This window comes from Rhizobium sp. YJ-22 (assembly GCF_029601685.1).
GTDB lineage: Bacteria > Pseudomonadota > Alphaproteobacteria > Rhizobiales > Rhizobiaceae > Metarhizobium.
In genome coordinates this window covers 232720-256199 of the sequence record NZ_JARRIR010000007.1, presented here as the reverse complement: position 1 = coordinate 256199, position 23480 = coordinate 232720, and the positions used below count along the sequence as shown (strand labels likewise).

The window sequence follows — 23480 nt, the reverse complement described above, 5'->3', positions numbered from 1 at the left end:
TGTTGGCAGCCCCGTCCCGATTGCGGGTTTCCGACCCTTCCGGTGACGGCGAAAGGATTGCCCATGCACGCTTTCTCTCCCTATCTGGTCTTGGAGCACCGGGCCCGGCAGCATCCCGACGATGCGCTCATCGTCCTGCCGAAGGCGGCGCGTCTTGCTTATGCGCCGGACGGCCTGACGTTCTCCTATGGGGAGATGTTCGCGGCCGTCTCCCGGCTGAAGGCGATGTTTGCCGCGGCAGGCTACGGCGCCGGCCACCGGGTGGCGCTGCTGCTCGAAAATCGTCCGGAATTCTTCGCCTACTGGCTGGCGCTGAACGGGCTCGGCGTCTCCATCGTTCCGGTCAATCCGGATCTGCGGCCGGGCGAATTGCACTATCAGCTTTCGCTGTCCGAAACCGGGCTGCTGGTCGCCTTGTCGAAAGACGCTGCCACGCTGGAAGGCCTCGATGTCGACGGCCTTGCCGTCATCGAGGCGGGCGATCCGCCGCCGCCAGCGCGCAACCCGGCATCGCGCCAGCATGGCCTTGCGGATGACGAATGCGCCCTGCTGTTCACGTCCGGCAGCACCGGCAAACCGAAAGGCTGCATGCTGTCCAACGCCTATTTCATGACGCTTGCCGACTGGTATGTGACCCAGGGCGGCATCGCCGCCATCCGGGAGCGCTCGGAACTGGCGCTGACACCCCTGCCGATGTTCCACATGAACGCCCTCGGCTGTACCGCTCTCGGCATGATCGTCTGCGGCGGCGCCTTCGTGCCGCTCGACCGGTTCCATGCCAGCCGCTGGTGGGAGACGGTCAGCCAGTCGTCAGCCACCATCGTCCATTGCCTCGGCGTCATTCCCGCGATCCTGCTGCGCCTGCCGCCCTCGCCTTTCGACCGCGATCACACGGTAAGGTTCTCGTTCGGCCCCGGCGTCGATGCGCAGCACAAGATCGAGTTCGAGGCGCGCTATCGCATTCCCATCGTCGAAGCCTGGGCAATGACCGAAACCGGCGGGCGGGCCACGACCACGACGGCGCGCGACGACTATACGCCCGGCCTGCGCTGCATCGGACGTCCGCGCGCGGGCATGGACCACCGCATCGTCGACGATGCCGGCCGACCTGTGCCCCTCGGCACGCCCGGAGAACTGATCGTCCGCGCCGCCGGAGCGGATCCGCGCCAGGGCTTCTTCAGCGGATATCTGAAGGACGAGGTAGCGACCGAGGAGGCCTGGACCGGCGGCTGGTTCCATACCGGCGACATCGTTCACGAGGACGACAGGGGACTTCTCTACTTCTTCGACCGCAAGAAGAGCATCGTGCGCCGCAGCGGCGAGAACATTGCCGTGCTGGAGGTGGAAGCCGCGCTTTCGGCCAGCGCCGCGGTCAAGGCGGTGGCGGTGACGCCGGTTGCGGACGCGTTGCGCGGCGAGGAGGTCTTCGCCTTCATCGTCCAGGCCGAGACTGCCGGTGGCGATGCGCCGGAAAGCCTTGCGGAAGACCTGGTTCGCGAGGCCGCTGAGCGTCTGGCCTATCACAAGCTGCCGGGTTATATCGTCTTCGTCGACGCTCTGCCGCTGGGGTCCACCCAGAAATTGCAGCGCGGCGAGATCAAGGCGATGGCCGCCGGGCGCATCGAGCGCGGAAATGCGTTTGACCTGCGCGCGCTCAAGGCCGCCCTGCGGCGCAAACCGGGCTCCGCGTCATGACCCGGCAACCGGTGCGCAAATCCTATGACGGTATCGTCGCTGCCGTTCCGGTCTCCGTTCCCTATGAGCGTTATTCCATCGAAAGCGCCCATTGGTGGATCGCGCGCGCCCTGAAGGGGCTTTGCGAAGGCGCCGGCATCGACCATCGCGACATCGACGGCTTTGCCATGGCAAGCTTCACCACCGCGCCGGACAGCGCCGTCGGCCTCACCCAGCATCTCGGCCTGTCGCCGCGTTGGCTCGACCATGTGCCGATGGGCGGGGTGGCGGGGATCGTCTCATTGCGCCGGGCGGCCCGCGCGGTACAGGCAGGCGATGCCGACATCGTCGCCTGCGTCGCCGGCGATACCAACCAGGTCGATACGTTTCGAAAGACAGTCGCGCATTTCTCGCGCTTCGCCCAGGATGCGTCCTACCCCTATGGCGCAGGCGGGGCCAATGCCAGCTTTGCGCTGATCGCACGCTATTACATGAACCGCTTCGGCGCCCGCCGCGAGGATTTCGGCAAGCTGTGCGTCGCCCAGCGCGCCAATGCCTTGAAAAACCCGCATGCACTGATGAAGACGCCGTTGACGCTCGACGACTATATGAGGGCAAGGCCGATCGCCGAGCCGCTGCATCTGTTCGATTGCGTCATGCCCTGCGCCGGCGCGGAGGCTTTCCTGATCATGCGCGAGGAAACCGCAAGCGCGCTCGGATTGCCTTTCGCGCGCATACTTTCCACCATCGAGCGCCACAACGCCTTTGCCGAGGACGAGGTGCAATATCGCGGCGGCTGGGTGCGCGACGTCGGCGAACTCTATGCGATGGCCGGCATCACGCCATCCGAAATCGACGTGGTCCAGACCTATGACGATTATCCGGTGATTTCGATGATGCAATTCGAGGATCTCGGCTTCTGCGCCAAGGGCGAGGCGCCGGATTTCGTGCGCAGCCATTCCTTCGAAATCGACGGTAGCTTCCCGCACAATACCTCCGGCGGCCAGTTGTCCGCCGGACAGGCGGGAGCGGCCGGCGGCCATCTCGGCATCGTCGAATGCCTGCGCCAGGTTACGGGCCGGGCCGGGCCGACGCAGGTGGAGCAGGCGCGTATCGGCCTCGCATCCGGCTTCGGCATGATCAATTATGACCGCGGCCTGTCCTCCGGCGCCGTGATCCTGTGGGGAGAAACGCAATGACGAAACTGCCTGGCCCCGAAGCGCCCAAGGCCACGCCGGCGGGCGCGCCGCCTCTGCCGCCGGCAAACCGAAGCCGCACCGCCCACGGATTGACGCACGCGGCGGCCGAGGGACGCTTTGCCCTGCAACGCTGCCCCGCCTGTGCTCGCTTCACCTATCCGCCCCGCGATGCCTGCCCGAAATGCCTGTGCCCGGCGCTCGAATTCGTCGATGCGCCGGAAGGCGGCCTGCTCGTCTCCTCCACCACGATCCATGCAAGCGTCGATCCCTATTTTCGCGAGCACCTGCCCTGGAGACAGGGGCTGGTCACGGCCGATTGCGGGCCGCCCATCATCGTCCATCTGCATCGCGATTGTGTCGAGGGCGAGCGGGTTCGTCTGTCGCTGCAACTCGACAAGGCCGGGCAACCCGTGGTCTTTGCCCGACCGGCAACGGAGACACCGAACATGCAGGACGACCCCGCCTGGCAGGAAATGACCGCCGATCCCCGGTCCCGGCGCATCCTGATCACCGACGGACGCCATCCGGCGGCGCCTGCGCTGGCGCGCGCCCTGCTGCAGGCCGGCGCCGCATCCGTCCATGTCGGGCTGCCCGATCCGGATGAGGTCTTTGACGGCGGTGCCTTGTTGCGCGCGACGGACAACGTCACGCCCGTTGCCCTCGATCTCACCGATGCGCGATCGGTCGCCGCACTTGCCGCTGCGATCGGCGCGGAGGTGGATATCCTGATCAACACTGCCGACCATGTCCGGCCCGTGCATCTCTTCGAGAGGGACGCCCCGCGCTGCCTGATGGAAACAATGGATGCAACGGTCGCGGCGACGGCGCATCTGGCGCAAGCCTTCGGGCCGACGATGATGGCGCGCGGCCCGGCCGGGCCGAACTCAGCCGTTGCATGGGTCAACATCCTCTCGGCCTATGCGCTTGGCGCCCATCCCGAATTCGGCCCGGTTTCGGTTGCACATGCGGCCTGCCTGTCGCTGTCGCATTGGCTGCGCGCCGAGCTGCGCCCCGGCGGCATACGGGTTCTCAACGCCTTTACCGGTCCCGTGGAAGGCGAATGGTACCAGCGCGTGCCCCCGCCGAAGACATCGCCGTCGCAGCTTTCGCGTGCGGTCGTTGACGGGCTTCGCCGGGGACTGGAGGACATCTATATCGGAGATATCGCGCGCGACATCCAGGCAAGGCTCGCCGCCAATCCGAAGGCCCTGGAGCGCGAGAACGGCCAATGACCGCGTCGCGCAACGATCCTGGGCGGACGCTTGCGCGTTCCTGCCCCGGCGGGGCGTCCGCGCCTCAAAAGCGGTCGAAGCGATAGGGCGCGGGGTCGACGATCGGCGCATCCCCGGTGATCAACTCGGCGGCAAGCTGGCCGGCGGCGGGCGACGTGCCGAACCCATGGCCGGAAAAACCGGTCGCCAGCGTCAGTCCCGGAAGCGAGGCCACCGGCGAAATGACCGGCAGCGAATCCGGCGTCACATCGATCATTCCCGCCCAGCTCTGGCTGATACGGAGATCGCGGAAAACCGGCCAGGCCTGCCCGAGATTGTGAAGCGCTTCCCGGTTCAATGCGTCATTGACGGGTGGGTCCATGGTGCGCAGCCGCTCGAAAGGCGAGCGTCGCGCAGCACTCCAGCGCCGTCCCAACGACAAATCCCTGAAAAATTCCTCCCCGAAAGCGATGCGGACGTTCTTCCACTGGGCTTTCAACGTCGACAGATACCGGTGGCCGATCAGCAGGTGGTCGAGCATCAGCGGCGCGAACAGCGCACCGCGCTGGGTGATCGTGTAACCCCCGTCCAGCCGCTTGCGAAACGAGAAATCAGGGGCGCCGACGGCGATATCGGACGGCCCTTCCATCGGTGCGGTGCGCAGCACCGACGCGACAAGCGGCAGCGTCGGCAACGCCACGCCGTGATTGCCGAGAAAGCGGCGCGACCAGAGGCCGCCGGCCAGAAGGACGCTCTCGCAACGGATTTCGCCACGCTCGGTCACGACCCCGTGCACGCGCCCGCCGGCAAGCGACAAGGCCCGCACCGCACAGTTTTCAACGATGACCGCGCCATTGGCCAGGGCTGCGGCGGCGATGGCGCTGGAAGCCATCTGCGGTTCCGCCCGTCCGTCCGAGGCGGTATAGATCCCGCCGGCCCACTGCCCCGTGCCGCCGGGAACCATGCGGTCGATCTCCGCCGGGCTCAGCAGCCGCGAATCCAGCGACCGTTCGGAGACCGAGCGCAGCCAGCCTTCATGGCCGGCCATCTCCTTTTGCGTCCGTGCGATATACATGATCCCGGCCTGGCGATAACCGACATCCGCGCCGACCCGTTGCGGCATCCGCGTCCACAGGTCGTCGGAGGCCAGCGACAGCGGAACGTCGAATTTCTCGCGGCCCATCTTGCGGATCCAGCCGAGATTGCGGGAGGATTGCTCCGCTGCGATGCGGCCCTTTTCCAGGACGACGACGGGGACGGCGCGCTCCGCAAGGCAAAGTGCTGCGGTCAGGCCGACGATCCCCGCGCCGATGACGACGACCGTCGTCGATTGGGGAAGATCGGGCGAGGTCTGGACAGGAACGATAACGGGAGCCACGGCTCGCATCCTTGAATGGAAACATCGAAACGAGCGCGCGGAATGGCGGGAAGCCGCCCCCGCGCGCTTGCGGCTCACGGGGAAATGACGATTTCCCGGATATTGCCTCTGGAGGCGCCGCGATAGGCGGTGACCTCGATCTCGACCTCGTAGATCGGCGCGCCGAGCGGCGGGCAGGTCATGGTCAGCGTCGGATTGATGCCGCGCATGCGCTTCGCATAGGCATCCATGATCGTGTCGATGTGCTCGGGAAACTGCACGAAGACCCGCGCCGCCACGACATCCTCCAGCACGGCGCCGACGGCGGCGAGCGCGCTTTCGATATTGGACAGCGCCTGCAGCGTCTGTTCGGCCAGATCCTTGGAAATCTGCTTGGTCCTCGGGTTGCGCCCGGCCGTGTTCGAGACGAAAATCAGGTCGCCGACGGCGACGAGACGGGAATAGCTGCCGCGTTCCTCGAAGGGGGAACCGGTCTTGACTTTCACGATATCGGTCATGGTCTTCCTTTCTGAACCTGCTTCCGGGTCGGGCGCCGCGGTCAGCGCAGGGCCGGCTCGTTCCAGAGGTTCAGCTTGACGCCGATGCCCTGGCGGATGGCGTTGCGATAAACGACGGTTCCCCAGGCGACATCCTCGACCGGCATGCCGCCCACGGACATGATGATGATTTCGTCATCGTTGCGCCGCCCCGGCGCGTCTGCGGCGACGATCTTGCCGAGATCCTCGAGCTGGCCGGGGGACATCCGCCCCTCCTCGACCAGATCCAGGAACCGGATGCCGACCGCCGGGATGAAGCGGTGGACCGGCTTCGGATTTTCCTCGTACCAGGCGTCATAGAGGCCGGGATTGTCCAGAACCTTGCGGATATTGGGCGTCTCCATGCCCTCGTCGATATTGGCGGGCGCCGGCATGGACAGGAACGTGCCGGGGGCGACCCATTCACGCTTCACCATCGGATAGGTCGAGGGATCGCCTGTCGCGCCGGAGCTGCAGAAGGTGACGATGTCGCTGTCGCGCACCACCGCCTCGACGCTGTCGACGACCCTGATATTGACGATCCCGGGGAAGGTTTCCCTGACCCAGCCGAGAAAGGCGTCGAGGCTGCCGCGGCCCCTGCCCTTGACCTTGATGGTATCGATCCCGGGGCAGACCGCCATGAAGGCGGAAAGCGAGGTTCGCGCCATCACGCCCGGCCCCAATATGCCGACCACGCGCGAATCCTTGCGGGCGAGATGGCGTGCTCCTACCCCCGGCACCGCGCCGGTGCGATAGGCCGACAGAAGATTGGCCGACATGAAGGCGAGCGGCGCCCCGGTGTCGGCGTCGTTGAGCACGAAGGTGAGAATCGAGCGCGGCAGACCCTTCTGCCGGTTTTCGATGTTGGAGCCGTACCATTTCATGCCGGCCGTGCGGAAGCGCCCGCCCAGATAGGCCGGCATCGCCATGAACCGGCGATCGGGCGTCGCCGTCGGCATGCCCGGAAAGGGAGAGTTTTCGGGAAAGAGCACGATCGAGCCGTGGGAATTGTTGCTGGCGCCGGCCATGCGATAATCGCCGCGATACAGGAGAGCGAACATTTCTTCCATCGTGTCGACGCAGGCCGCCATGTCGGTCACGCCGGCGCGGATCATGTCGGGTTCGGACAGATAGATGAAATCGATCCGCGTCGAAACGGACGCGTCATCGGGGCGGGTGTCTTTGAGCATGGAACCACTCTCATGATTTCGAATGTCGAAAAGCTGTCATGAAGAGCAGGGACAAGGAATGACCGAACGGGCCGTTAATTTTGCAATTCAGGCCATTTCGGCGGCGATTCCGCATGCGTCAACTGCGGTCAGCCGGCCCCGTGGCCGGCGCGCAGCGCCCGGTCGAGATCGGCATGGAGATCGTCGACATCCTCGATGCCGGTCGAAAGCCGCAGCAGGTCCGGCGGGCAGGGCGAACCGGCGCCTTCGATGGAAGCCCGATGCTCGATCAGGCTCTCGACGCCGCCAAGCGAGGTCGCCCGCTTGTACAGTTGGACCCCGGCCGCCGTCCTGACCGCCGCGGCCTCTCCGCCAGCCACCTGGATGGAGAGCATGTAACCGAAGCCGCCTTCCATCTGGCGGGCGGCGATGTCGTGGCCGGGATGCTGGGGGAGACCGGGATAGAGCACACGCGTCACCAGCGGATGCGAAGACAGCCGCTCGGCAAGCGCCATGGCGGAGGCCGATTGCCGCTCCTGCCGGACATGCAGCGTGCGCATGCCGCGCATCAGCAGATAGGCCTCGAACGGGCCGAGAATGCCGCCCTGGCTTCTTCGCACCGTCTTGATGCGGTTCCAGAAGGCGTCGTCTTCCCGTGCGCAGAGCGCGCCGGCCACGACGTCGGAATGTCCGTTCAGCACCTTGGTGGCCGCATGCATGACGATATCGGCGCCAAGCGTCAGCGGCCGTGTATGCACCGGCGATGCGCAGGTGGAATCGACGGCAAGCTTCGCGCCCGCCGCATGGGCGATCTCGGCGGCCGCCGCGATGTCGGTGATCGTCCACAACGGGTTCGACGGCGTTTCCACCCACACCAGCCTGGTAACGCCAGGCTTCATCGCGTCCCGCAGCGCGACGAGATCGTCCGTTTCGACGAATTCGATGCTGAGGCCCCAGCGCGTCGCCTCGGTGAGCAGCCAGGCGCGCAACGCCCAATACATCACCTTGGAGGCGACGACATGATCGCCCGGCGAAAGCGCCTGGAAGACGGCGGTGGCCGCCGCCATGCCCGAACCGAACAGAAACGCGCCGGCCTCGGCCTCCTCGAGCATGGCCAGCACGCTTTCCGCCTCGCGGATCGTTTCATTGTCGGGACGGCCATAGACGAAGCCGGAGGAATAGCCATTGTCCTCGTCGCGGATATAGGTTGTCGCCACATGGATCGGCGGCACGACAGCCCTGGTCTGCGCATCGATCTTGCCCATCGCCTGGGCGGCCAGCGACCGCCTTGTCCAATTCCTCGAATCCATTCCCGTCCATCCGCTGCCCGTTGAACCAGCCTGCCCGGTCCATCCGATGGGCTGGAGCGCATCATGCCCGAAAGAAAGGAGACAAATTCGGCAATTCCGGTTATCCCTTGCCTGATTTGATCGCTTTTTGGGTGGATGATGGCGAAAACAGTCGAGCTCGATCATTTCGATCACGCCTTGCTGCGCGAAGTCCAGGTCGACAACCAGACGCCGGCGCGCGTTCTGGCCGAACGCGTCGGCCTGTCGCAGAGCGCCGTCTTGCGGCGCCTGCGCCGGTTGCGCGCCGAGCGGGTCATCACGGCAGACATTTCGGTCGTGAGCCCCGAAGTCCTCGGCGTGCCCGTCACCATCCATGTACTCGTGCGCATCGATCAAGGATCGCGCACCTACGGCGCCTTCGCGCGCAAGCTCAAACGCCGCCCCGAAGTCAAGCAGGCATCATACGTGACCGGCGGCGCCGATTTCGTGCTGCGCCTGCAAGTGGAAAGCATGGCCGCATATGCGGAATTCGCACGCGAAGTATTCCATGAAGACGAGACCGTTTCCGAATATCACACCTATGTCGCGATGCAGGAGGTGATCGGGCCGACTGCGCGCAAGTAAGCGGTCGCGACGGCCGGCCGGCGCGATCAGCGCCGCTTCGCCATCATCGAGCGCGACAAAACCAGGGCAAGGCCGATCACCACCGTGGCGACGATGAACAGGAAGGCCGCCGCGGCGATGGCCGGGCTGATATTCTCGCGGATGCTGGAAAACATCTGCCGCGCCAGCGTCCGCTGGTTCGGGCCGGCGACGAAAAGCGTCAGCACCACCTCGTCCAGCGAGGTGGCGAAGGCCAGCACCGCGCCAGAGAGCACGCCGGGCATGGCAAGCGGCAAGGTCACCCGCCGGAAGACGGTGGCCGGCGCTGCGCCGAGGCTTTGCGCGGCAAGCTCCACCCGCCTGTCGATGCCCGAAAGCGCCCCGGTGACGCTGACGACGACGAAAGGCACGGCCACGACCGTATGGGCGATGATGACGCCGGCATAGCTGTTCGCCAGGCCGAGGCGCGCGAGCAGCACCTGCAGCCCGACGCCGAGCACCACAGCCGGCACCACCATGGGCAGCAGAAACAGCGTGCGGAACGATCCGCGAAAGAACAGCAGATGATTGCGCAGGCCGAGCGAGGCGGCAGTGCCGAGCACGGTCGCCACCGCCGTCGTGCCGCCGCCGATGATCAGGCTGTTGACGATCGCCCGCCGCCAGGCGTCCGCCGTGAACAGTTCCTCGAACCAGCGCAGCGACCAGGACGGGATCGGATAGGTGAGGATGACGGACGAGGTGAAGGCGAGCGGCAGGATGGCGATGAGCGGCGCGATGAGAAACAGCACCGTCAGCGACGCGAAAACCGCGCGGGTGAGCTTCAGCGGCATGATCAGGCCCTCCCCGGCTCTTCGGATGAAATCCGCGCATAGACGCTGTAGAGAAGCAGCGTGGCGACCAGCAGCACGACGCCGAGCGCGCCGGCCATGCCCCAGTTTGCGGTGCCGGTGGCATAGAAAGCGATGATGGAACTGATCATCTGGTCGCCGGGGCCGCCGATGAGCGCCGGCGTGATGTAGTAGCCGATCGCCGAGATGAAGACGAGCAGGCTGCCCGAGGCGATGCCGCGCAGGCTGAGCGGCAGCAGAACCCGCACGAAGGCGCGCCAGGGCGGCGCGCCGAGCGAGGCCGCCGCCGGCATCAGGTTCTTCGGAATGGTGATCAGCACGCTGTAGACCGGCAGCACCATGAACGGCAGCAGGACATGCGTCATGGCGATGATCACGCCGGTACGGTTGAAGATCAGCGCCAGCGGCGCGCTCGTCACATGCAGCGCCAGCAGCAGATCGTTGATCAGCCCCTTCTCCTGCAACAGGATGAACCAGGCGGCGGTTCGCACCAGGAGCGAGGTCCACAGCGGCAGCAGCACCGCCCCCAGCAGCAGATCCCGCTTCCAGCCGGTGGCGGAGGCGGCGATCAGCGCATAGGGAAAGCCGATGGCGGCGCAGGCGACGGTGACCAGCGCGGCGATCCAGAAGGTGCGGGCCATGATGACCAGGTTCACGGACTGGTCGGGCGGCAATTTCTCGATCGCGCCCTCAGCATTTCGGCCGAAATCGATGGCGGCCAGCAGGTTGCGGTCGGTGTAGGGCGACAGCGCATCGGCGATGGCGATCCAGAACTCCGGCTTTTCCCAGCGCTTGTCGATCGAAACCAGATCCGCCGGCGGGCCGGCGGGATCGGAGACCGCCGACACCGTCCTGGTCATCAGCGTGCGGAAGCCGGAGCGGGCGCTGTTGAGGCGTCGCACCATGTCGCCCAGTGCCTGGGTATCCTGGACAGCCCTCAGATCCGCGATCAGGGCCTGTTGCATTTCGGCGCTCGGCGCGGATCGACGGTCCCAGTTCGTAAGAATTCCGGCGCTGCGCGGCAGGAGATTCAGCACCGCCGAATCCGAAACCGATTGCGACATCATTCCGACGAGCGGCCAGACGAAAAACCAGACGAGAAAGACGAAAAGCGGCGCAAGCAGCAGCAGCGACCGCGCCGTGCGGGAGCGAAGACGCGTCATGGCGCGATCACCCGGCAATCGTCCGCGGCGAAGGAGGCGTAGATTTTCGTTCCCGGCGGATATTCCTGCGAGCGGCGGCCAAGCTTGGCGATCAGCGGATGCGCCGGGTTCTTCAACTGCACCCGCAGATGATCGCCCTGGTAGACGCTGTCGGTGACCTCGGTTTCCAGGCTATTGCCGCCTGGCCTGCGGCTGTCGGAAAGGTCGATGCGTTCCGGCCGGATGGAGAGATGGACGGTCTGCCCCACGACAGCGCTGTCGGCGACCGCACACAGCGTCGCGCCGGAGGGCAGCTTCACCAGCGCCTCCCCGCCCGAAACCCGCTCCACCACGCCCTCGACCAGATTGGTCTCGCCGATGAATTCGGCGACGAAACGGGTGGCCGGCTGGTCATAGACCTGCCGGGGCGTGCCGATCTGCTCGATCTTGCCCTTGTTGAAGACGGCGACGCGATCCGACATGGTCAGCGCCTCCGACTGGTCATGCGTGACGAAGACGATGGTGAGGCCGAGCCGGCGGTGAAGGTCGCGGATATCGAGCTGCATCTGCTCGCGCAACTGCTTGTCGAGCGCACCGAGCGGCTCGTCCATCAACACCACGCGCGGTTCGAACACCAGCGCCCGGGCGAGCGCGACGCGCTGCTGCTGGCCGCCGGACAATTGCGACGGCCAGCGGTCGCGCAACGCCGAAAGCTGCACCATGTCCAGCGCCCGGGCGACGCGCTGCTCGATCTCGGCCCTTGCGGTGCCGCGCATCTGCAGGGGAAAGGCGATATTCTCGCCGACGCTCATATGCGGAAACAGCGCGTAGCTCTGGAAGACCACGCCCATGTCGCGCTTGTGGGTCGGCACGCCGTTGATGGCGAGGCCGTTGACGACGATCTCGCCCGATGTCGGCGCCTCGAAGCCGGCCAGCATCATCAGCAGCGTCGTCTTGCCAGATCCCGATGGGCCAAGCAGGCTGACGAATTCGCCCTTGTCGATGCCGAGCGTGAGATTTTCGACTACGCACAGCGCGCCGTAGAATTTGGTGATCTGATCAAACCGGATGAATTCGGCCACGAGATGCTCCATGGTGTCCGGACAGGGCGGCCGGCCCGGTAAGCCGCGAGGGAACCGGATACGCCGCCGCGCGCGGGATGGAGGAGGCGCCGGCCACAAGCCGCGCCGGCGCTCCCCGTCACGCGATTGCCGAGGGATGGCTTACTTGGCGAGCCAGGCGTTGAAGCGCTGCGTCAAGGTTTCGGCGTTGTCGATCCAGAAATCCGTGTTGAGCGAAATGGCTTCGGTCATGTTTTGCGGATTGGTCGGCAGATCCTTGGCGAGATCGGCCGGAACCTCGGCGGCGGCCGCCTTGTTCGGCAGGCCGTAGGCCACGTATTTCGGCAGCTTCGACTGGTTTTCCGGCAGGCTGGCGAAAGCGATGAAGTCCTGCGCCGCATCCTTGTTTGCCGCATCCTTGAGGACGACCCAACTGTCGACGGCATAGATGCTGCCCGGCCAGACCACCTTGAAATTCTTGCCTTCCGTGCGGTTGATGCCGGTGATGCGGCCGTTATAGGCCGAGGTCATGGCCACTTCGCCGGAGGCAAGGAACTGCAGCGGCTGGGCGCCGGATTCCCACCAGACGATGTTCGGCTTCAATTCGTCGAGCTTCTTGAAGGCGCGCTCGACGCCCTCGTCGGTCGCCAGCACCTCGTAGACCTTGTCCTTGGAAACGCCGTCGGCCAGCAGCGCGAATTCGAGCGTGTATTTCGGCCCCTTGCGCAGCGAGCGCTTGCCGGGGAATTTCTTGACGTCCCAGAAATCCGCCCAGGACTTCGGGCCGTCCTTCAGCTTGTCGCCGTCATAGGCGATGGCCGTGGACCAGACGATGGCGCCGACGCCGCAATCATTGACGGCGGAGTCGAGGAACTTGTCCTTGCCGCCCATCTTGTTCCAGTCGATCTTTTCGTACAGTCCGTCGGAACAGCCCAGCGCCAGTTCCTCGGCTTCCACCTGCACCGCATCCCAGTTCGGCGCGCCGGCCTTCACCTTGGCCTGAAGCACGCCGATGCCGCCATCCCAGGCTTCGTCGAGCAGCGGCTTGCCGGTCTTTTCCGCGAACGGCTTGAAATAGATCTCGCGCTGTCCGTCCTGATAGTTGCCGCCCCACGAGACCACGGTCAGATCGCGCGCCAGGGCGGGTGCGGCCAGCCCAGCAGTCAGCATTGCGGCGACCAGGCCGGATTTCAGTCCTGTTTTCATTTGCATTCCCCTTTTCCGGTTTCAGATATTGTTTTTGCGGCTTCGGAACCGACGGTGTCCGGCCCGGATATCCGGCGTTCACCGAAACACCCGCCGCTCGCCTCTTCATGCGGGCTTCACGGCTGCGTCGTTTCCTGGAGAGATCGGTGCGTTGTCGTGGCGTTCCCGGCTCGCGGCCAAGCGTTTCCTCACGCTCGTCCGCCGCATCGGCGCCGCCCTTTTCCTCCCTTCGGCGTTTTCCCGTATGGTGCATTCCGCGCCCGTCCGGTCAACGCTATTCTTGCGTTTCTTGCGCTTTGCTAAACTCAGACGTGTTGGCCGCCATTGATGTGGATTTCGGCGCCGTTGATGTAGGACGACTGCTCGGTGCACAGGAAATAGATGGTTTCGGCAACTTCACGGGGCTCGCCCAGCCGGCCCATCGGCACTTCCGCCGCCACCAGCGCCTCCGTGCCGGGCGACAGGATCGAGGTTTCGATCTCGCCGGGCGCGATCGCATTGGCGCGCACGCCGCGCTTGCCGAATTCATGCGCCATTTCCCGCGTCAGCGCCGCAAGCCCCGCCTTGGATGCGGCATAGGCGACGCCCGCGAAAGGATGGACGCGCGAGCCGGCGATCGAGGTGACGTTGACGATGGAACCGCGGGCGGCTTCCAGTTGCGGCAGCAGCGCGCGGGCCAGCAATGCCGTGGACACCAGATTGACGTTCAGCACCTGCGTCCAGACGTCGGCGGTGCTGTCGGCGACGCCGAGTCGGCTGCGGTTCGGCCCCTTCGGGGATATGCCGGCATTGTTGACCAACGCCTGCAGCCTGCCGCTCGGCAGGCGCTCGCGCACCACGTCCGCAAGCCGATCAATTTGGGAGAGATCGGCGAGGTCGGCCTGGATATGGCTCTCGCGCGCCTCGGGCCAGGCACATTCCTCCGAAAAGGGCTGGCGGGAAACCGTGAGGATGCGCCAGCCCTTCGACTGGAACAGTTTCACCGTTGCGTGTCCGATGCCTCGGCTCGCGCCCGTCAGCAGCATGGTGGGGCGTTCAGCGGTCATGCGGCGTTCTCCGTCGATGTTTGATACATCGTAATTGCTGCATCCGAAAATGCAAGGGGCGATCGTTCATGCGTTTACAGCGACGCCGTCATGGGCGAGCACATTCGCCAGAACGGCCTGCCCGCCGAGCTGGATATCGTCGATGATCGCCATCGCCGCTCCAGCGCCGTCATGGCGCTTCAGCGCCTCGACCACCGGATAGTGATAGTCGATCATCGTGCGCCCGCCCTGCAGATAGGAATCGGCAATCAGAGGCCCCATCTGCAGCCATAACCGTCGCAGGACGCCGGTCAGCACCGGCAGCCCGGCGATCTGCGGCAGCATGAAATGGAAAGCCTGGTTGAGCGCGCTGCCCTTGCGTCGATCGCCTTCGGCCAAGGCCTTTTCATTGTCGCGCAGGATGTTTTCCAGGAGATCGATCTGGGTTCGCGTTGCGGTCTGCGCCGCCGTTTCGGCGGCAAGCCCCTCCAGGCGGATGCGAATGGCGCGGATTTCCCGGTAGCGCGCCTCCTTCATTTGTGGGATGCGGATGTCGCGCGGCGAGCGAAAGGTGATCGCCTCGTCATGGGCCAGCCGCAGGATGGCGTCCCGGATGGGCGTGACGCTGGTGCCGAACTGCTCGGCCAGGTCGCGGATCTTCAGGCGGTCGCCCGGCTGGAAGCGTCCCTGCATCAACCCGTCGCACAGGGCATTGTAGACGGCCGTGCTGAGGTTTTCATGGTCCAGCGTTGTAAAATCGGACATGGTTTCGGTCTGCCGCCTTGAAATATGCGCAATATGATGCATCATCTGTGGCGTTCGGTAAAGCGCCGCAGGAAGGATAATGATGGAAAAACCCGTTCGGACGCAAGGCGAAGACGCGATGACGCGCAGCTGGAGCAAGATCGCGCTAACAGAGGCCGAAGCGCTGGCGGGCGAGATCTACGGCCTCGTCGCCCGGGCCCGGCCGCTGCCCAGCGAACGCGACGACACGTTTCGCCTGACGGATGCCGACGGCCGGGAATTCACCTTCAAGATCGCCAATCCCGCCGAGGAGCCGGCAGCACTCGCCTTCCAGGACGGCGCGCTGCTGCATCTGGAGCAATATGCAGCGCATGTGCCGGTGCCGCGGCTGGTGCCGACGCGCCGGGGCGCGCGCAGCTTCACGCTGCAGACCGCCGAAGGCGGCCGCATCCTGCGGCTCCTGACCTTCCTGCAGGGCGACCTGCAATATCGAACCCCCCATTCCGCCGCCCAGAGCCGCAATGTCGGTCGGGCTCTGGCCGAGCTCGGCATCGGGTTGCAGGACTATCAGGGCCGCCCGCCCGTCGGCAAGCTGATGTGGGACATCTCGCATGTGCTGGATCTCCGCGCCTTCATCGGTTTCGTCGGCGAGGAGCGTCATCCCCGCGCCGAGGCGGTGTTGCGCGAGGTCGAGGCGGCCGCGCCGCGCATCGCCGCGCTGGAACGGCGGCAGATCATCCACAACGATTTCAATCCGCACAATATCCTGATGGATCCTGCGGCCCCCGAGCGGGTGACGGGCATCATCGATTTCGGCGACATGGTGCATGCGCCGCTGGTCAACGACCTCGCCGTGGCGTTGTCCTATCATCTGGCAAGCGACGACTGGGACGAACGCGCCGGCGCCTTCATCCAGGGCTTCATTGCGGCGCGGCCGCTGTCGCCGCCGGAACTGGAACTGCTGCCGGTGCTGACGCGCGCGCGGCTCGCCATGTCGATCATCATCGCCGAATGGCGCTCGGCGCAGTTTCCGGAAAACCGGGATTATATCCTGCGCAATCACGCCTCCGCCTGGCGCGGCCTGCAGACCATATCGGATTTGAGCGCGGACGGGCTGAACCGGCTCGTTCAAAAGACATCGGGAGCCTGAAACATGTCGATGGTGAATGCCTTCACGAACGAGAACCTCGAACAGCTCGGCGAAACGGAAAGGGCGCTGATCGCGCGGCGCGAGAAGGTGCTCGGCCCCGCCTATCGCCTTTTCTACGAGCGCCCGCTGCATCTGGTGCGCGGCGAGGGCATCTGGCTTTACGACGCGGACGGCCGCCGGTATCTCGACGCCTACAACAACGTCGCCTCGGTCGGCCATTGCCATCCGCGCGTGGTCGAGGCCATGGCCAGCCAGAGCGGCATTCTCAACAGCCACACCCGCTACCTGCACGAAGGCATCGTCGACTATGCCGAACGCCTGACCGCGACCTTCCCGGCCTATCTGTCGCAGGCGATGTTCACCTGTACCGGCAGCGAGGCGAACGACCTGGCGTATCGCATCGCCCGGCATGTGACCGGCGGCAGCGGGATCGTCATCACCAGCCTCGCCTATCACGGCTTGACGAACGCGGTCGCGGAATTCTCGCCCTCGCTCGGCGAGGCGGTCAATCTCGGGGCGCATGTGCGCACCGTGTCCGCGCCCGACAGCTACCGCATTCCGCCCGAGGAGATGCAGGAGAAGTTCGGCCGCGACGTGCGCGCCGCCATCGCCGACCTGAAGCGTCACGGCATCAAACCTGCCATGCTGATCGTCGACACGATCTTTTCCAGCGACGGCATTTTCGCCGGTCCCAAGGGCTTTCTCAAGCCCGCCGTCGCGGCGATCCGCGAGGCCGGCGGCCTCTTCATAGCCGACGAGGTGCAGCCCGGCTTCGGACGCACCGGCGAGGCCATGTGGGGTTTCCAGCGCCATGGCGTCGAGCCCGACATGGTGACGATCGGCAAGCCCATGGCCAATGGCTACCCCATGGCCGGCATCGTCATGAAGCCGGAAATGATCGCCGATTTCGGCCCGAAGGCGCGCTATTTCAACACCTTCGGCGGCAACCCGGTCGCCGCCGCCGCCGGCAGCGCGGTTCTGGAGGTGATCCTGGGCGAAAACCTGCAGCGGAATGCCGCCGATACCGGAAACCATCTGATGGCGGGGCTTCGCAGGCTTGCCGAGACCTATCCGCAACTGGGCGACGTCAGGGGTTCCGGCCTGTTCGTCGGCGTGGAAATCGTCTCCGACGCGGACAGGAAGACGCCTGACGCCGCGATGACCACCCGCATCGTCAACGGGCTGCGCGAGCGCGGCGTGCTGATCAGCGGCTCCGGCCCACATGCCAATATCCTGAAGATCCGCCCGCCGCTGATCTTCTCGCGCGACAATGCCGACCTTCTGGTCGAATCCCTGCGCGACACGCTGGCGAAGGCGTAAGGAGCGCCTTGCCGCCAGGGCCGCGCCGCGCCCGGGTCATGCCGGCTCGTCATGCACTCCTTCGTTGCGCACCTGCAGGATGCGGTCGATGAGGCCCCATTCCAGCGCCTCCTCGGCGGTCATGAACCGGTCCCGGTCCATTGCGCGCTCGAATTCATCATAGGCGCGCCCGCAATGTTCGGCGTAAAGCCGCGTCATCCGCTGCTTGGTCTTCAGAATCTCCTCGGCATGGATCGCCATGTCTGACGCCTGCCCCTGGAAGCCGCCGGAGGGCTGGTGGACAAGAATGCTGGCATTGGGCAGGGCGACCCGCTCGCCCGGCGCGCCGGCCATCAGCAGGAACGAGCCCATCGAGCGGGCCGTTCCCATGCAGAGCGTGTGGACCGGCGCTCGAATGAAGCGCATCGTGTCGTACATGGCGAAACCGCTGGTCACGACCCCGCCCGGCGAGTTGATGTAGAGATTGATCGGCTTTTTCGGGTTCTCGGCTTCGAGGAACAGAAGCTGGGCGCAGACCAGGGCGGAAACGGTATCGTTCACCTCGCCGTTGAGAAAGATGATCCGCTCCCGCAGCAGTCGGGAATAGATGTCGAAAGAGCGCTCCCCTCTCGAGGATTGCTCCACGACCATGGGGACGAGTTGCATCGCTTCGCGCATCGGCGAACTCCAATCTGTCAGGTTGTCGGGGAAAAGGCGTGCCGCGTCAGGCGGCGCGCAGAAGCGAGAACGCGTTGGCGTTGGCGGCGGTCCTTCCGCTCCGCGCGGATGGCGCGCCGATCAGTTCGTGGACGATCCGCAGGCTGGTGCCGCCGGCCGCGTTCGGGGCGATGGTGAAGGTGACGGTGCTTTCCAGAAAGGGCGGAACCTCCTCGCGCAGCCTGTAGCGCACCGCCTGCCCTGGAATGACGGCGACCGCGTCGGGATCGGCAAGCGCCGCCTTCGGCAACCAGTTTTCCCGGAATTCCGCGATGCTGATCGCCCGCCAGACCTTTTCCGGCGGCGCATCCAGATCGTATTCCTGTTCGATATTGTGTTCCCGCGCGTCGGCCTTCGCATCCTTCATTGATCCATATCCTTCAGCAAGATCTTCAGAGCTTCGATGCGGGCCGGCCAATAGGCGCGGTATTTCGCCAGCCATTGCGCGATATGGGCGAGCCCATCGGGATCGACCTCGTAATTCACGAAACGGCCCTGTCGCTGTTCGCGCACAAGCCCTGCCCCGCGCAACACCGCAAGATGTTGCGACATTGCCGGCTGGCTGATCTCCATCCCCTCGCGCAGCGCGCTGGCATTCATGCCGCCCTCCGCCAGTTTCTCGAAGATCGCGCGGCGGGTCGGATCGGCCAGGGCCCGGAAAATATCATTCTCCATCATGCAAACACATAAGCACGTACTTATGCGATTCGCAAGCCCTCTCGCATGGAGACCGATAAGACTGCCGGATGGGAAGCGGCCTTCCCTCAGTCTCGCGCGCCGCGCCTTTCCGACGACATGAGCCGGGTAATCTCGCCGGCCGGAATCGCATCGCGGGCATAGGTGAACGTGCCGGCGCTCCGGACCTCCTCCGCGGCCCGCATCAAGGCCCCCAGCGCCGCCCGCGCGAAAGAACCGCCGACGCTGATCCGGCGCACGCCGGCATCCGACAGTTCGGCGACGGTGTATGTCGGGCCTTTCAGTCCCATCACCACATTGACGGGCTTGTCGACGGCGGCGCAGACGGTGCGGATCGCCTCCAGGCTCGGCAAGCCCGGCGCATAAAGCACATCGGCGCCGGCGGCGGAAAAGGCGCGCAGCCTTTCGATCGTGTCGTCGAGGTCGGGCCTGTCCCAGAGAAAATTCTCCGCCCGCGCCGTCAGCAGGAAGGGCCGGCCCCGCGCCGCCTCGGCCGCTGCGCGAACCCGCTCGACCGCCTGCGACATCGCATAGATCGGCGCGGCCGGATCGCCCGTCGCATCCTCGATCGAACCGCCGACCAGCCCGACGCCGCAGGCGAGGCGAATGGTTTCGGCGCAGGCTTCAGGCGCGGCCCCGAAGCCGTCCTCGAGATCGGCGGAGACGGGCAGGTCGGTGGCGCCGACGATCTCCGCCGCATTGTCGAGGATCTCGCCGCGCGTCAGGCTGGCGAAGGAATCCCGCCTGCCCCTCGAAAAAGCATAGCCGGCGCTCGTCGTCGCCAGCGCACCGAAACCGAGACTGGCCAGCAGGCGCGCCGAACCCGCATCCCAGGGGTTTGGAATGACGAAGGCGCGCCCGCCCTTATGCAATGCCTTGAATCGCTCATACCTGTCCTGCTGATCCGACATCGTCGTCCTCCCGTCATGGCGTGCTGGGAATTATAGCAGATACGAACATAAAGTGAACAATTGAGAGCGCCCGGCGACGTCGGGTCGCCTTGCACCGGGGACAGGCTTTCGGCACGTCAAGCTCTCGGCAATCGAGCTCATCTTGGGAAGTCGCGTCGCCTTCGTGCGGTTTTCAACGAAACAATGCTCGGGAATGCGTCCATCTCTCGGTTGGAGCGCGAATAAAGGGTTGCAGGGCCATCGGTCGATGCATAAGCTCCGGCGGCGGCAGAACGCCGCTTCTATCTTGAGGATACACATGGCAACCGGTACCGTTAAGTTTTTCAATCAGGACAAGGGCTTTGGCTTCATCACCCCCGACAGCGGCGGGCAGGATGTCTTTGTCCACATCTCGGCCGTCCAGTCCGGGGGCCCGCTCAGGGACGGCGACAAGGTCAGCTACGACATCGGCCAGGATCGCAAGACCGGCAAGTCGAAGGCGGAAAACGTCCGCACGATGTAATTTCCGGGAAAAGTGCAAAGCGGTTTTCCGTCCGGGAATGCGACCAGACAAACAGACAGGTGTTTTCGCGATTCGAAGAAAAGCGGAAACGCTCCGGCCAAGCGCTTGCACTTGACGGCGTTCGACGACGCGAGAAGGTTTGCGGATATCGCCGCAAACCTTTCGCGGTCGTATTCGCGTGAGTCACGAAGGCAGACATGACAACCGCCATCCCCGCCACGATTCGGTCCAGGACGCATCTCGCCGTGCTGGTCGTTCTGGGTGTCACCCATCTTCTCAACGACCTCATGCAATCGCTGATCCCGGCGGCCTATCCGATCCTGAAGGACGCCTATGCGCTCGACTTCGTGCAGATCGGCATGATCACCATGACCTTCCAGATCGCCGGGTCGCTGCTGCAGCCGGCAATCGGTATGGTCACGGACAGGCATCCGGCGCCCTATTCGCCGGTCGTGGGGATGATGTTCACGCTGTCGGGGCGGGTCAGCCTCGCCTTTGCGCACAGCTATGCGGTGATCCTCGTCTCCGTCGCCCTGATCGGCATCGGTTCGTCCATCTTCCATCCCGAGGCGACACGCATGGCGCGTTATGCCGCCGGCGGCCGGCAGGGACTGGCGCAGGGACTGTTCCAGGTCGGCGGTCAGGCCGGCGGCGCGCTCGGCCCGGTCTTCGCGGCGCTGGTGATCGTGCCCTGGGGACAGCCGAGTCTCGCCTGGTTCGCGGTGCTGGCGCTGCTGGCGATGGCGCTCCTGGTGTGGATCGGCAGCCGCCAGCGCGAGATCGGCGCCGCCTTCGCGGCAATGCAGGCGAATGGCGGCAAGGCGGGCGGCACCCTGCGTCACGCGCCGGCAACCATCGGCGTCGGGCTGGTGGTCCTGACGCTGCTGATGTTCACCAAGAACGCCTATGGCGAAAGCTTCCGGTCGTTCTACACATTCTATCTCATGGAGCGGTTCGGTCTCTCCATCCCCTCGGCGCAGATGATGCTGTTCATCTTCCTGCTGGCCTCGGCGGCCGGCGCGCTGATCGGCGGCATCGTCGGCGATCGCATCGGGCGCTACCGGATCATCTGGATTTCGGTCCTGGGTCCGCTTCCGCTGACGCTGATCCTGCCGCATGTCGATCTGTTCTGGACCGGCGTACTGACAGTGTCGATCAACCTGATCATGGCCAGCGCCTTCGCCTCGATCCTGATTTATGCGATGGAACTGCTGCCGCATCGGGTTGGCCTGATCGGCGGCCTGTTCTATGGCCTGAACTTCGGACTTGGCGGCATCGCCGCCGCACTTCTCGGCATCCTGGCCGACCGCTACGGCGTCCAGACCGTCTACACCATCTGCTCGTTCCTGCCGCTTGCCGGACTTCTCACCTGGTTCCTTCCGAAGATCGAGAACGCCGCCGCATAACGGTCCGCACGCCATGATCGGCAGCCGACCTTGTCCTGGCCCGCCGCCTTTCCTAAACTCGGCGTGCAGACCAGACAGGGATAGCGCATGGAAAGCATCGGCATCGCCCTCATCCTCTTGCTTGCCGTCGTCGTCAGCGGCACGCTGGCGCGGCTTTCGCCGGTCGCCATTCCCCTGCCCCTGGTGCAGATCGCGCTCGGCGCGGCGATCGCCGGCGTCACGGGCTCGAAGGTGGCGCTCGAACCGCATATCTTCTTCCTGCTGTTCTTGCCGCCGCTTCTGTTCCTCGATGGCTGGCGCATTCCCAAGGAAGGGCTGTTTCGCGACAAGGGAACCATCCTTGAGCTGGCGCTCGGACTCGTGGTTTTCACGGTTCTCGGCGTCGGCCTGTTCATTCACTGGATGATCCCGTCGATGCCGCTGGCGGTCGCCTTCGCGCTCGCCGCGATCGTGTCGCCGACCGATCCGATCGCGGTGTCGGCGATCACCGCCCGCGTGCCGATCCCCAAGCGGGTGATGCATATTCTCGAAGGCGAATCGCTGCTGAACGACGCCTCCGGCCTCGTCTGCATGCGGTTTGCGGTTGCTGCGGCGCTGACGGGCACGTTCTCGCTGACATCGGCCTTCGGCACCTTCCTGTGGCTTTCGCTCGGCGGCATCGTCATCGGCGCCGGCGTGACCTGGGTGGTGATGAAGGTCAAGGACATCCTGACGCGCAAGCTTGGCGAGGAGCCGGGTTCGCAGATCCTCGTCAGTCTTCTCATCCCGTTCGGCGCTTATCTTCTGGCGGAAAAACTGCATTGCTCCGGCATTCTTGCCGCCGTCGCGGCCGGGATCACCATGAGTTATGCGGAGCAAAGCGGGCATACGCTCGCCGCGACCCGGGTGCGGCGCGGCGCCGTCTGGGACATGGTGCAGTTCACCCTCAACGGCGTCATCTTCGTGCTGTTCGGCGAACAGTTGCCGAGCATCGTCGCCGGCGCCGCGCAGGTGGTGACCGATACCGGCCATCACGAACCGATCTGGCTTGTCATCTATGTCGTGGCGATCAACGTCGCATTGGCGCTGCTGCGCCTGCTCTGGGTTTGGGTGTCCCTGCGCTTCACGCTCTATCGCGCGGCGCGCAAGGGGCGGGCGATCGCCAAGCCGAACTGGCGGCTGGTGGTGGCGGTCTCGCTCGCCGGCGTGCGCGGCGCCATCACCCTGGCCGGCATCCTGACCCTGCCGCTGGCCACGTATGACGGTTCGCCGTTTCCGGCGCGCGATCTGGCGATCTTTCTGGCGGCGGGCGTCATCATCGCCTCGCTGATCGCCGCCAGCATCGGGCTGCCCTTCCTGCTCTCCAATCTCGAGCTGCCGCCGGAACCCAGTCACCAGCGCGAGGAGGACGCCGCCCGCATCGCCGCCGCCGCGGCGGCGATCCGCATGGTCGAACGCTTGCAGCACGAACTTGGCGAAGGCCGCGGCGACGCCGATCTCTATGCCGATGTCGGCAGCAGGTTGATGGAGCTTTACCGCCAGAGGATCAACGGTCATTCGAAGACCGGCGACGAGGCGGAGCAGGCGCAGCATCTGGAACAGGTCGAGCGCCGCCTGCGGCTGGCCGCCGTACGGGCCGAGCGCGACGAAATCTACCGCCTCGGCCGCGCCAGGAAGCTGTCCGACGACCTGGTGCGCAAGCTGGTGCGCGAGGCCGATCTCATGGAAGCACGATACGCTTCTCCCGGATAGCCTG

At 65.3% G+C, this 23480-nt stretch carries 23 protein-coding genes; 9 read left to right on the top strand and 14 right to left on the bottom strand.

All coding sequences use genetic code 11. The features are described 5' to 3' along the window. The first annotated feature begins 63 nt into the window (after positions 1–63). The 3 genes from P7F60_RS17855 to P7F60_RS17845 are packed head-to-tail and all read left to right on the top strand — an operon-like array spanning position 64 to position 4105. Positions 64–1695 (top strand): AMP-binding protein, encoded by a 1632-nt coding sequence (locus P7F60_RS17855; RefSeq protein ID WP_277919097.1) that lies wholly within the window; start codon positions 64–66, stop codon positions 1693–1695. Further along, positions 1692–2873: a thiolase family protein gene (locus P7F60_RS17850; RefSeq protein WP_277919096.1), complete on the top strand. Its 1182-nt coding sequence runs from the start codon at positions 1692–1694 to the stop codon at positions 2871–2873. Before P7F60_RS17855 ends, P7F60_RS17850 begins: the two co-directional genes overlap by 4 nt. Further along, positions 2870–4105, top strand: a complete 1236-nt coding sequence (locus P7F60_RS17845) for an SDR family NAD(P)-dependent oxidoreductase (protein WP_277919095.1) — start codon at positions 2870–2872, stop codon at positions 4103–4105. The genes P7F60_RS17850 and P7F60_RS17845 overlap by 4 nt, the downstream gene beginning before the upstream one ends. A gap of 64 nt (positions 4106–4169) precedes the next feature. Here the strand turns inward: P7F60_RS17845 and P7F60_RS17840 are convergent, their stop codons facing one another. The 4 genes from P7F60_RS17840 to P7F60_RS17825 form a co-directional block, all read right to left on the bottom strand. After that, complete coding sequence (locus P7F60_RS17840; RefSeq protein ID WP_277919094.1) at positions 4170–5462, bottom strand: FAD-binding oxidoreductase; 1293 nt, start codon at positions 5460–5462, stop codon at positions 4170–4172. 74 nt (positions 5463–5536) lie between these two features. Beyond that, positions 5537–5959 (bottom strand): Rid family hydrolase, encoded by a 423-nt coding sequence (locus P7F60_RS17835; protein WP_277919093.1) that lies wholly within the window; start codon positions 5957–5959, stop codon positions 5537–5539. A gap of 41 nt (positions 5960–6000) precedes the next feature. Continuing rightward, positions 6001–7167, bottom strand: a complete 1167-nt coding sequence (locus P7F60_RS17830) for a tyramine oxidase subunit B (protein WP_277919092.1) — start codon at positions 7165–7167, stop codon at positions 6001–6003. Between the two features lie 128 nt (positions 7168–7295). Next, positions 7296–8456 carry an aminotransferase class I/II-fold pyridoxal phosphate-dependent enzyme gene (locus tag P7F60_RS17825; protein WP_277919091.1) on the bottom strand — a complete coding sequence of 387 codons (1161 nt, stop codon included), beginning with the start codon at positions 8454–8456 and terminating at the stop codon, positions 7296–7298. 138 nt (positions 8457–8594) lie between these two features. Between P7F60_RS17825 and P7F60_RS17820 the strand changes: the two genes are divergently transcribed. Further along, on the top strand, positions 8595–9059 hold the full coding sequence (locus tag P7F60_RS17820; protein WP_277919090.1) for an Lrp/AsnC family transcriptional regulator: 465 nt from the start codon (positions 8595–8597) through the stop codon (positions 9057–9059). Between the two features lie 26 nt (positions 9060–9085). Here P7F60_RS17820 and P7F60_RS17815 read toward each other — a convergent pair whose 3' ends face one another. The 6 genes from P7F60_RS17815 to P7F60_RS17790 all read right to left on the bottom strand — a co-directional run bounded on the left by P7F60_RS17815 (position 9086) and on the right by P7F60_RS17790 (position 15085). After that, entirely contained in the window at positions 9086–9868 is a 783-nt protein-coding gene (locus P7F60_RS17815) for an ABC transporter permease (protein WP_277919089.1), read from the bottom strand. A gap of 2 nt (positions 9869–9870) precedes the next feature. Then, a complete protein-coding gene (locus tag P7F60_RS17810) occupies positions 9871–11049 on the bottom strand; it encodes an ABC transporter permease (protein ID WP_277919088.1) in 1179 nt (392 codons plus the stop codon). Beyond that, complete coding sequence (locus P7F60_RS17805; protein ID WP_277919087.1) at positions 11046–12122, bottom strand: ABC transporter ATP-binding protein; 1077 nt, start codon at positions 12120–12122, stop codon at positions 11046–11048. Before P7F60_RS17805 ends, P7F60_RS17810 begins: the two co-directional genes overlap by 4 nt. A gap of 129 nt (positions 12123–12251) precedes the next feature. Then, complete coding sequence (locus tag P7F60_RS17800) at positions 12252–13295, bottom strand: ABC transporter substrate-binding protein (RefSeq protein ID WP_277919086.1); 1044 nt, start codon at positions 13293–13295, stop codon at positions 12252–12254. Positions 13296–13600: 305 nt separating this feature from the next. Continuing rightward, on the bottom strand, positions 13601–14320 hold the full coding sequence (locus tag P7F60_RS17795) for an SDR family oxidoreductase (protein ID WP_277919194.1): 720 nt from the start codon (positions 14318–14320) through the stop codon (positions 13601–13603). Between the two features lie 87 nt (positions 14321–14407). After that, positions 14408–15085, bottom strand: coding sequence for a GntR family transcriptional regulator (locus P7F60_RS17790; RefSeq protein WP_277919085.1), 678 nt, complete (start codon positions 15083–15085; stop codon positions 14408–14410). 118 nt (positions 15086–15203) lie between these two features. On the opposite strand from P7F60_RS17790, the gene P7F60_RS17785 reads away from it, so the two are divergent. Beyond that, complete coding sequence (locus P7F60_RS17785) at positions 15204–16214, top strand: phosphotransferase (RefSeq protein ID WP_277919084.1); 1011 nt, start codon at positions 15204–15206, stop codon at positions 16212–16214. A gap of 3 nt (positions 16215–16217) precedes the next feature. Next, on the top strand, positions 16218–17534 hold the full coding sequence (locus P7F60_RS17780) for an aspartate aminotransferase family protein (RefSeq protein ID WP_277919083.1): 1317 nt from the start codon (positions 16218–16220) through the stop codon (positions 17532–17534). Positions 17535–17570: 36 nt separating this feature from the next. Here P7F60_RS17780 and P7F60_RS17775 read toward each other — a convergent pair whose 3' ends face one another. The 4 genes from P7F60_RS17775 to P7F60_RS17760 form a co-directional block, all read right to left on the bottom strand. Beyond that, on the bottom strand, positions 17571–18191 hold the full coding sequence (locus P7F60_RS17775; RefSeq protein WP_277919082.1) for an ATP-dependent Clp protease proteolytic subunit: 621 nt from the start codon (positions 18189–18191) through the stop codon (positions 17571–17573). Between the two features lie 46 nt (positions 18192–18237). Then, positions 18238–18597, bottom strand: a complete 360-nt coding sequence (locus tag P7F60_RS17770; protein ID WP_277919081.1) for a hypothetical protein — start codon at positions 18595–18597, stop codon at positions 18238–18240. Then, the gene (locus P7F60_RS17765; RefSeq protein ID WP_277919080.1) at positions 18594–18908 is read right to left on the bottom strand and encodes a metalloregulator ArsR/SmtB family transcription factor; all 315 of its coding nucleotides are present in this window, start codon (positions 18906–18908) and stop codon (positions 18594–18596) included. Before P7F60_RS17765 ends, P7F60_RS17770 begins: the two co-directional genes overlap by 4 nt. 86 nt (positions 18909–18994) lie before the next feature. Then, the gene (locus tag P7F60_RS17760) at positions 18995–19837 is read right to left on the bottom strand and encodes an isocitrate lyase/phosphoenolpyruvate mutase family protein (protein ID WP_277919079.1); all 843 of its coding nucleotides are present in this window, start codon (positions 19835–19837) and stop codon (positions 18995–18997) included. A 298-nt stretch (positions 19838–20135) separates the two neighbouring features. Here P7F60_RS17760 and P7F60_RS17755 point away from each other — a divergent pair, with 298 nt between their 5' ends. From P7F60_RS17755 to P7F60_RS17745, 3 genes are all read left to right on the top strand, one after another. Continuing rightward, positions 20136–20339 carry a cold-shock protein gene (locus P7F60_RS17755; protein ID WP_277919078.1) on the top strand — a complete coding sequence of 68 codons (204 nt, stop codon included), beginning with the start codon at positions 20136–20138 and terminating at the stop codon, positions 20337–20339. A gap of 197 nt (positions 20340–20536) precedes the next feature. Continuing rightward, the gene (locus P7F60_RS17750; RefSeq protein WP_277919077.1) at positions 20537–21745 is read left to right on the top strand and encodes an MFS transporter; all 1209 of its coding nucleotides are present in this window, start codon (positions 20537–20539) and stop codon (positions 21743–21745) included. A gap of 87 nt (positions 21746–21832) precedes the next feature. Then, positions 21833–23476, top strand: a complete 1644-nt coding sequence (locus tag P7F60_RS17745) for a Na+/H+ antiporter (RefSeq protein ID WP_277919076.1) — start codon at positions 21833–21835, stop codon at positions 23474–23476. Positions 23477–23480: the final 4 nt, after the last annotated feature.